The organism is Streptomyces sp. SID9727, assembly GCF_010550605.1.
GTDB lineage: Bacteria > Actinomycetota > Actinomycetes > Streptomycetales > Streptomycetaceae > Streptomyces.
On the sequence record NZ_JAAGNI010000095.1, the window covers coordinates 1 to 6,236 of the forward strand.

The window sequence follows — 6,236 nt, forward strand, 5'->3', positions numbered from 1 at the left end:
GAGGCCGCGCCCCGCGCCGTGCGTCGACCAGCCGGCCCGGAACACCTCGGCCGCGTCCGCCGGGTCGACCCCGGCCCCGTTGTCCGCGACGCGCAGCAGGAGTTCGCCCCCTTCGGCGAGCGCGGTGACCGTGACCCGGCCGCGCGGCCCGGGTGCGGCCGCCTCCCGGGTCACCGCGTCCACCGCGTTGTCGATCAGGTTGCCCAGGATGGTCACCAGGTCACGGGCGGGGAGCGACGCGGGCAGGGCGCCGTCGTCGATGAGGCTGTCCTCCGCGAGTACCAGCTCCACGCCGCGCTCGTTCGCCTGGGCCGCCTTGCCGAGCAGCAGGGCCGCGAGCACCGGCTCGGCGACCGCGCCCACCACCCGGTCGGTGAGCGCCTGGGCCAGCTCCAGTTCGGCCGTGGCGAAGCCCACCGCCTCGTCCGCCCGGCCCAGCTCGATCAGCGAGACCACGGTGTGCAGCCGGTTCGCCGCCTCGTGCGCCTGGGAGCGCAGCGCCCGGGTGAAGCCGCGCTCCGAGTCCAGTTCCCCGGACAGCGCCTGGAGCTCGGTGTGGTCGCGCAGGGTCACCACGGTCCCGCGCCGTTCGCCGCCGACCACCGGACGGGTGTTCACGACGATGACCCGGTCCGCCGTCAGGTGCACCTCGTCCACCCGCTCCTCGGACGCGAGCAGTGCCCCGGTCAGCGGGGCCGGCAGATCGAGATCGGCGACCCGGCGGCCGACGACGCCCGGGGCCAGACCGAGCAGTTCCCGGCCCGCGTCGTTGACCAGGGCGATCCGGCGCTGCCCGTCCAGCATCAGCAGCCCCTCGCGCACCGCGTGCAGGGTCGCCTCGTGGTAGTCGTGCATCCGGCTCAGCTCCGCCGCGTTCATTCCGTGCGTGTGCCTCCGCAGCCGGGCGTTGATCACGTACGTGCCGAGTCCGCCGAGCACCAGGGCCGCGCCGGCCGCGAGCGCCAGGGCGCCCAGCTGGGCCCGCACCTGCGAGGAGACCCGGTCCACGGTGATGCCCGCGCTGACCAGGCCGGTGATCCGGCCGCCGTCGCGGACCGGGGTGACGACCCGGATCGAGGGCCCGAGCGTGCCGGTGTACGTCTCCGAGAAGGTCTCCCCGCGCAGCGCCCGGGCGGTGTGCCCGAGGAAGGTCTCCCCGATGTGCTCGGCGTGCGGGTGCGTCCAGCGGACCCGGGCCGGGCTCATGATCGTGATGAAGGCGACCCCGGTGTCCTTGCGCACCCGCTCCGCGTACGGCTGGAGCGCGGCGGACGGGTCGTCGGTGCGGATCGCCTCCCGGACCGACGGCGATCCGGCCACCGAGAGGGCCACCGCCCGCGCCTGCCGGGCCGCCGTCTCCTCGGCCTGGCCGCGCCCGGAGGCGTACGCGAAGAACGCGCACCCCGCCACGACGGCCGCCACCAGCACCACCTGCCACGCGAACAGCTGGCCGGCCAGGCTGCGCGGTCGGGTACGGGGGAAACGCATCCCCTCAGTGTGCCTGGCCGAAAACCTAGGTGGGGCCGGCCATCGGGGGGCGGCGTCGCGGGGCTGGGCACGCACATCTGCGGCGTTGTCGTCAATCAACAACGCTCCGCGTTGCCTCAATCCTCCGCCTTGCAGCTGCACGCACCCGGCCCCGCTCCTTCGTCCACCCCCCGATGGCCGGCCCCACCTATGAACGAAATGACCGCAAGGGTGACCACGATCACAGCGGGCGGGATAGTCGCCGGGACCCCCGGCACGGGGGTGGGACGAGGACGACCCGAGGAGACCCCCGTGGCAGTGAGCGCCGCCGAGCCGGAACGCACCAAGCCGGACCGTACGAAGTACCTGTATCTCGCCGTGATCGTGGCCGTCGGCCTCGGCATCCTCGTGGGCTTCGTCGCCCCGGACGCCGCCGTCGAGCTCAAGCCCATCGGCACCGGATTCGTGAACCTGATCAAGATGATGATCTCGCCGATCATCTTCTGCACGATCGTCCTGGGCGTCGGCTCGGTCCGCAAGGCCGCCAAGGTCGGGGCCGTCGGCGGCCTCGCCCTCGGCTACTTCCTGGTCATGTCGACGGTCGCGCTGGCCATCGGCCTGGTCGTCGGCAACATCCTGGAGCCCGGCTCCGGCCTCCACATCACCGAGGCGGTCCGCGCCGCCGGGGAGAAGCAGGCGGAGGGGGCCGGCGAGTCCACCACGGACTTCCTGCTCGGCATCATCCCGACCACCCTGGTCTCCGCCTTCACCGCGGGCGAGGTCCTCCAGACCCTGCTGATCGCCCTGCTCGCGGGCTTCGCGCTGCAGGCCCTGGGCCCGGCCGGCGAGCCGGTGCTGCGCGGCGTCGGGCACATCCAGCGCCTCGTCTTCCGCATCCTCGCCATGATCATGTGGGCGGCGCCCGTCGGCGCGTTCGGCGCGATGGCCGCGGTGGTCGGCGAGACCGGCGTGGACGCGCTGAAGTCCCTCGCGGTCATCATGATCGGCTTCTACGTCACCTGCGCGCTCTTCGTCTTCGTGGTGCTCGGCGCGATCCTGCGCCTGGTCGCGGGGGTCAACATCTTCGCGCTGCTGAAGTACCTCGGCCGGGAGTTCCTGCTGATCCTTTCCACCTCCTCCTCGGAGTCGGCGCTGCCCCGGCTGATCGCGAAGATGGAGCACATGGGCGTCAGCAAGCCCGTCGTCGGCATCACCGTGCCGACCGGCTACTCCTTCAACCTGGACGGCACCGCGATCTACCTCACGATGGCCTCGCTGTTCATCGCCAACGCGACGGGCGACCCGCTGAGCATCGGTGAGCAGATCTCCCTGCTGGTCTTCATGGTCATCGCCTCCAAGGGCGCGGCGGGCGTCACCGGCGCCGGGCTCGCCACCCTCGCCGGCGGCCTCCAGTCGCACCGCCCCGAACTGGTCGACGGCGTCGGCCTGATCGTCGGCATCGACCGCTTCATGAGCGAGGCCCGCGCCCTGACCAACTTCGCGGGCAACGCGGTCGCCACGGTCCTCGTCGGCACCTGGACCAAGGAGATCGACCGCGAACGGGTCGGCCAGGTGCTCTCCGGCGCGATTCCCTTCGACGAGAAGATGCTCTCCGACGAGGGCGCCGACGAGCCGTACGTCCCCGAGGCCCGGGACGGCGGCGAGGACCGGCCCTCGCTCACGAAGGTCTGACGCCCTTGCCTTGACGTCGGCGTCAAGGATTACGGTCGCGGTATGCGAATCGGGGAGCTGGCCGAACGGGCCGGGACGACGACGCGGACGCTGCGCTACTACGAGTCGCGCGGGCTGCTGCCCGCACGGCGCGCGGTGAACGGCTACCGCACGTACGACGAGGGCGACCTCAGGCTGATCCGGCAGATCCGGACCCTCCAGGACTTCGGGTTCGACCTGGAGGAGACCCGGCCCTTCGTGGAGTGCCTGCGCGCCGGGCACCCCGCCGGGGACGCCTGCCCCGCCTCGCTCGCCGTCTACCGGCGCAAGCTCGGCGAGCTCGACCGGCTCATCGAGCAGCTGCGGGCCGTCCGCACGGAGGTGGGCGCTCAGCTGGCCCGCGCCGAGCTGGAGGCGTCCGCAGAGCTGCCCGGCGGCCCCGAACCACGCTGCGAACTGGGAGGATGACAGATGATCCACGTAACGGGCGTCGACGAGCTCACCGACGAGACCTTCGACGCCGAGGTGCGGGGGGAGACCCGGCCCGTCCTGGTGGAGTTCACCGCCGACTGGTGCGGCCCCTGCCGCCAGCTCGCCCCGGTCCTGGGCGCCGTCGCCGAGGAGGAGCGCGAACGGCTCCGCGTCGTCCAGATCGACGTCGACCGCAACCCGGGGATCAGCACCCGGTACGGCGTGCTCTCGATGCCCACCCTGATGGTGTTCCGGAACGGCGAACCGGTGAAGTCCATGGTCGGCGCCCGCCCGAAGCGCCGGCTCCTCCAGGAGCTGGAGGACGTGCTCTGAGCCGCCCGAGGGGCGGGGGCCACCGGGCCCCCGCCCCCAGGGCCTGTCGTTCGGATCACGCCGGCTTGAACCACACCGTCGCCAGCGGCGGCAGCGTCAGCGACACGCTCGACGGCCTGCCGTGGGACGGCACGTCCTCCGGCTTCAGCGGCTCCTCGTTGACCACACCGCCGCCGCCGTACCGGGCCGCGTCCGTGTTCAGGACCTCCGCCCACAGCCGGGGGCCCTCCGGTACCCCGAGCCGGTAGTCGTGCCGGACCACCGGGGAGAAGTTGGAGACCGCCAGCAGCGGCGCGCCCTTCGCGTCGTGGCGCAGGAACGCGAACACGTTGTCCTCCGCCGCGCCCCCGTCCACCCAGGCGAAGCCCTCCGGACGGGTGTCGCGCTGCCAGAGCGCGGGCGTCGCCCCGTACACCCTGTTCAGGTCGCCGACCAGCTCCCGCACCCCGCGGTGGTCGCCGGACGCCTCGTACGCGGGGTCCAGCAGCCACCAGTCCGGCCCGTGGCCCTCCGACCACTCCGCGCCCTGCGCGAACTCCTGCCCCATGAACAGCAGTTGCTTGCCCGGGTGGGCCCACATGAAGCCCAGGTACGCGCGGTGGTTGGCGCGCTGCTGCCACCAGTCGCCCGGCATCTTGGAGACCAGCGCCTGCTTGCCGTGCACCACCTCGTCGTGCGAGATCGGCAGCACGTAGTTCTCGCTGTACGCGTACACCATCGAGAACGTCATCTCGTTGTGGTGGTACTTGCGGTGCACCGGCTCCTTGGAGACGTACACCAGCGAGTCGTGCATCCAGCCCATGTTCCACTTCAGCCCGAAGCCGAGCCCGCCGTGGTCGGTGGCCCGGGTCACACCGTCCCAGGCGGTGGACTCCTCGGCGATGGTGACCACGCCCGGATTGCGCCGGTAGACCGTGGCGTTCATCTCCTGGAGGAAGGAGACCGCGTCCAGGTTCTCCCGCCCGCCGAACTCGTTCGGCGACCACTGGCCGTCCTCGCGCGAGTAGTCGAGGTAGAGCATCGAGGCGACCGCGTCCACCCGCAGCCCGTCGATGTGGAACTGCTCGCACCAGTACGTGGCGTTGGCGACCAGGAAGTTCCGGACCTCGGTGCGCCCGTAGTCGAACTCCAGCGTCCCCCAGTCCGGGTGCGCGGCCCGCCGCGGGTCGGAGTGCTCGTACAGCGGCCGGCCGTCGAACTCCGCGAGGGCCCAGTCGTCGCGCGGGAAGTGCGCCGGCACCCAGTCCATGATCACGCCGATCCCGGCCCGGTGCAGCGCGTCCACCAGGAAGCGGAAGTCGTCCGGCGAGCCCATCCGGGAGGTCGGCGCGTAGAACCCGGTCACCTGGTAGCCCCAGGAGCCGCCGAAGGGGTGCTCCGACACCGGCATCAGCTCGACGTGCGTGAAGCCCAGCTCCTTGACGTATGCGGGCAGCTGCTCCGCCAGCTGCCGGTACGAGAGACCGGGCCGCCAGGACGGCAGGTGCACCTCGTACACCGAGAACGGCGCCTCGTGCACCGGCACGTTCCCGCGGTTCGCCATCCACTCCTGGTCCTGCCACACGTGGTGCGCGGCCGTCACCACGGAGGCGGTGGCGGGCGGCACCTCGGTGTGCCGGGCCATCGGGTCCGAGCGCATGGTGTGCGAACCGTCGGGGCGGCAGATGTCGAACTTGTACAGCGCGCCCTCCCCGGTCCCCGGCAGGAACAGCTCCCACACCCCGGAGGAGCCCAGCGACCGCATCGGGAAGCCCGTGCCGTCCCAGTAGTTGAAGTCACCGCACACGCGCACGCCCCGGGCGTTCGGCGCCCACACCGTGAACCGCGTCCCGGCGACCCCCTGGTGCTCCATCGGCCGCGCCCCGAGCGCGGTCCACAGCTCCTCGTGCCGCCCCTCCCGGATCAGGTGCAGGTCCAGCTCCCCGAGCGCGGGCAGGAAGCGGTACGGGTCGTGGACCTCGATCTCGTTGTCCTCGTACGCCACCAGGAGCCGGTACTCCGGCACCGAAGGCAGCGGCAGCACCCCGGAGAACAGCCCGTCCCCGTCGCTGTGCAGCGGCGCCCGCAGCCCCTTCGCGAGGACGGTGACCGACCGGGCGAACGGGCGCAGCACCCGGATCTCCACCCCGTCGCCCACCTGGTGGGCGCCCAGCAGATCGTGCGGGGCGTGGTGCTCGCCGGCCAGCAGCCGGCCCCGGTCGGCGTCGTGCAGCGGGGTGGCCGGGCGCAGCTCCTGGCTGCCGGCGCTGCGGGGCTTGGGCGGCGCGGTGGCCTTCTTCGCGCGCTTCGCCGGG

5 protein-coding genes are annotated in these 6,236 nt (G+C 72.4%); 3 read left to right on the forward strand and 2 right to left on the reverse strand.

Going from position 1 to position 6,236, the window contains the following annotated elements:
• A partial coding sequence (locus tag G3I41_RS05800) for an ATP-binding protein (RefSeq protein WP_164399227.1) occupies positions 1 to 1,488 on the reverse strand: 1,488 nt, incomplete at its 3' end.
• Between the two features lie 297 nt (positions 1,489 to 1,785).
• Here G3I41_RS05800 and G3I41_RS05805 point away from each other — a divergent pair.
• Genes G3I41_RS05805 through trxA form a run of 3 tightly spaced genes read left to right on the forward strand, consistent with a single transcriptional unit; the run spans position 1,786 to position 3,942 of the window.
• The gene (locus G3I41_RS05805; RefSeq protein ID WP_164399231.1) at positions 1,786 to 3,159 is read left to right on the forward strand and encodes a cation:dicarboxylase symporter family transporter; all 1,374 of its coding nucleotides are present in this window, start codon (positions 1,786 to 1,788) and stop codon (positions 3,157 to 3,159) included.
• 42 nt (positions 3,160 to 3,201) lie between these two features.
• Positions 3,202 to 3,606 carry a MerR family transcriptional regulator gene (locus G3I41_RS05810; protein ID WP_164399228.1) on the forward strand — a complete coding sequence of 135 codons (405 nt, stop codon included), beginning with the start codon at positions 3,202 to 3,204 and terminating at the stop codon, positions 3,604 to 3,606.
• 3 nt (positions 3,607 to 3,609) lie between these two features.
• Positions 3,610 to 3,942 (forward strand): thioredoxin, encoded by a 333-nt coding sequence (gene trxA, locus G3I41_RS05815; RefSeq protein ID WP_164399229.1) that lies wholly within the window; start codon positions 3,610 to 3,612, stop codon positions 3,940 to 3,942.
• Positions 3,943 to 3,997: 55 nt separating this feature from the next.
• Here the strand turns inward: trxA and glgB are convergent.
• On the reverse strand, positions 3,998 to 6,236 hold a 2,239-nt coding region (gene glgB, locus G3I41_RS05820), incomplete at its 5' end, for a 1,4-alpha-glucan branching enzyme (protein WP_164399230.1).

Coding starts and splice junctions, on each gene's coding strand:
- G3I41_RS05810 (WP_164399228.1), top strand. CDS start 3,202: ATGCGAATCGGGGAGCTGGCCGAACGGGCCGGGACGACGACGCGGACG.
- trxA (WP_164399229.1), top strand. CDS start 3,610: ATGATCCACGTAACGGGCGTCGACGAGCTCACCGACGAGACCTTCGAC.